At 69.3% G+C, this 1,985-nt stretch carries 3 protein-coding genes and 1 pseudogene; 2 read left to right on the top strand and 2 right to left on the bottom strand.

Features of this window, described 5'->3' with window-relative positions; translation table 11 throughout:
* Window positions 1-77: 77 nt before the first annotated feature.
* A complete protein-coding gene (locus ACWDA7_RS52410) occupies window positions 78-245 on the bottom strand; it encodes a hypothetical protein (protein ID WP_450615236.1) in 168 nt (55 codons plus the stop codon).
* 101 nt (window positions 246-346) lie between these two features.
* Complete coding sequence (locus ACWDA7_RS52405) at window positions 347-403, bottom strand: trp operon leader peptide (protein WP_359389524.1); 57 nt, start codon at window positions 401-403, stop codon at window positions 347-349.
* A 96-nt stretch (window positions 404-499) separates the two neighbouring features.
* On the opposite strand from ACWDA7_RS52405, the gene ACWDA7_RS52400 reads away from it, so the two are divergent.
* Together ACWDA7_RS52400 and ACWDA7_RS52395 are read left to right on the top strand one after the other, a co-directional pair.
* Window positions 500-1,852, top strand: a complete 1,353-nt coding sequence (locus ACWDA7_RS52400; RefSeq protein ID WP_450615234.1) for a class II 3-deoxy-7-phosphoheptulonate synthase — start codon at window positions 500-502, stop codon at window positions 1,850-1,852.
* Between the two features lie 39 nt (window positions 1,853-1,891).
* A pseudogene (locus ACWDA7_RS52395) lies at window positions 1,892-1,985 on the top strand (replication initiator); the annotation flags it as partial.

Raw genomic sequence — 1,985 nt, 5'->3', positions numbered from 1 at the left:
CTCAACCTCTCCCCACACCCGGCGACCAACGCCCGTCAGCCTGGCACAGCCCGAATCCCCAACGCGAGCTCACACGATTAACACCAGTCACCTAGGGCCAGGCCCCGGTCGGGGAGGTCGGCGAGGCGCTCGTAGTGCGCGACCGGGCCGATCAGCACCTCGACGGTGTCGTGGTCGCGTCCGGGGGTGCGGCGGCGCAGCAGGGCGAACGGGCGGGGGTCGTCCAGCAGGTCGGCCAGGTGCATGGTCCGTTTCCTTCTCGGTGAGGTGAGAGGGAACGGCTCCGGTGCCGAAAACACTGAAGGCCGCCCCTCGGGCGGCCTTCGCGATGTCGTGCGTACGCGCGTCAGTGGGCCGCCGGAGAAGCGGTCCACCACCAGTTCTGGGTCGTGTGCGCGAACATGCGAGGCACCTTACCCCATGTCCACGTGGTGTACTCGGTGTCTCATTTGCTGGGCGTGCGGCGGGGGGCCTGGCCCGACCCCGTAATGTTGATGGGGTGACCGTGAACGCTAAGACCAGCGCGAGCGCTGGCAACACCTGGCGAGACCTGCCCGCGGCGCAGCAGCCCGAGTACCCCGACGCCGAGGCTCTGCGCGCAGTGATCGCGGACCTCGAGTCGTATCCGCCGCTCGTCTTCGCGGGCGAGTGCGACCAGCTGCGCGCCCGGATGGGAGCCGTCGCCAGGGGCGAGGCGTTCCTGCTCCAGGGCGGCGACTGCGCCGAGGCCTTCGACGCGGTGTCCGCCGACCACATCCGCAACAAGCTCAAGACCCTGCTCCAGATGGGCGCCGTGCTCACGTACGCCGCCTCGGTGCCGGTCGTGAAGGTCGGCCGTATCGCCGGTCAGTACTCCAAGCCGCGTTCGAAGCCGACCGAGACCCGCGACGGGATGACCCTGCCGGTCTACCGGGGTGACTCCGTCAATGGCTTCGAGTTCACCGAGGCGTCCCGGATCCCGGACCCGGAGCGGCTGAAGCGGATGTACCACGCGTCCGCGTCGACGCTCAACCTGGTGCGCGCGTTCACCACCGGCGGCTACGCCGACCTGCGCCAGGTGCACGCCTGGAACCAGGACTTCGTGAAGTCGTCGCCGTCCGGGCAGCGCTACGAGCAGCTGGCGCGCGAGATCGACAACGCGCTGAACTTCATGCACGCCTGCGGGGCGGACCCGGAGGAGTTCAAGACCGTCGAGTTCTTCTCCTCCCACGAGGCACTGCTGCTGGACTACGAGTCGGCGCTGACCCGTACCGACTCGCGCACCGGGCAGCTGTACGACGTCTCCGCGCACATGGTGTGGGTCGGTGAGCGCACCCGGCAGCTGGACGGCGCGCACATCGAGTTCGCGTCGCGGATCCGCAACCCCCTCGGCATCAAGCTGGGCCCGAACACCACCGCGGAGGAGGCGCTGCGGTACATCGAGCGCCTCGACCCCGAGCGTGAGCCGGGCCGGCTGACCTTCATCGTCCGTATGGGCGCCGACAAGATCCGCGACCGCCTTCCCGAGCTGGTCGAGAAGGTCACGGCGTCGGGCGCGGTGGTGGCCTGGGTGACCGACCCGATGCACGGCAACACGTTCGAGGCGGCCTCCGGGCACAAGACCCGCCGCTTCGACGACGTGCTCGACGAGGTCAAGGGCTTCTTCGAGGTCCACAAGGAGCTCGGCACCCACCCGGGCGGTATCCACGTGGAGCTGACCGGCGACGATGTCACCGAGTGCGTGGGCGGCGGCGACGAGATCTTCGTCGACGATCTGCATCAGCGCTACGAGACGGCGTGCGACCCCCGGCTGAACCGCAGCCAGTCCCTGGACCTGGCGTTCCTCGTCGCCGAGATGTACCGGGACCAGTAGCCGGCGAGGCCGTCACCGACAGTCGAAGTGGGGCGTGGCCGCCGCCTCTGGGCCTGGGCCCACATGCTCGGCTTCCGCGGCCACTTCTCCACCAAATCCCGCCGCTACTCCACCACCCTCGGCGCACTCCGCC

This window comes from Streptomyces sp. NPDC001156, from assembly GCF_053598275.1.
The sequence above is the reverse complement of the archived record's forward strand: the minus strand, read 5'-3'. Positions and strand labels throughout refer to the sequence as shown.

Coding starts and splice junctions, on each gene's coding strand:
- ACWDA7_RS52410 (WP_450615236.1), bottom strand. CDS start 245: ATGCACCTGGCCGACCTGCTGGACGACCCCCGCCCGTTCGCCCTGCTG.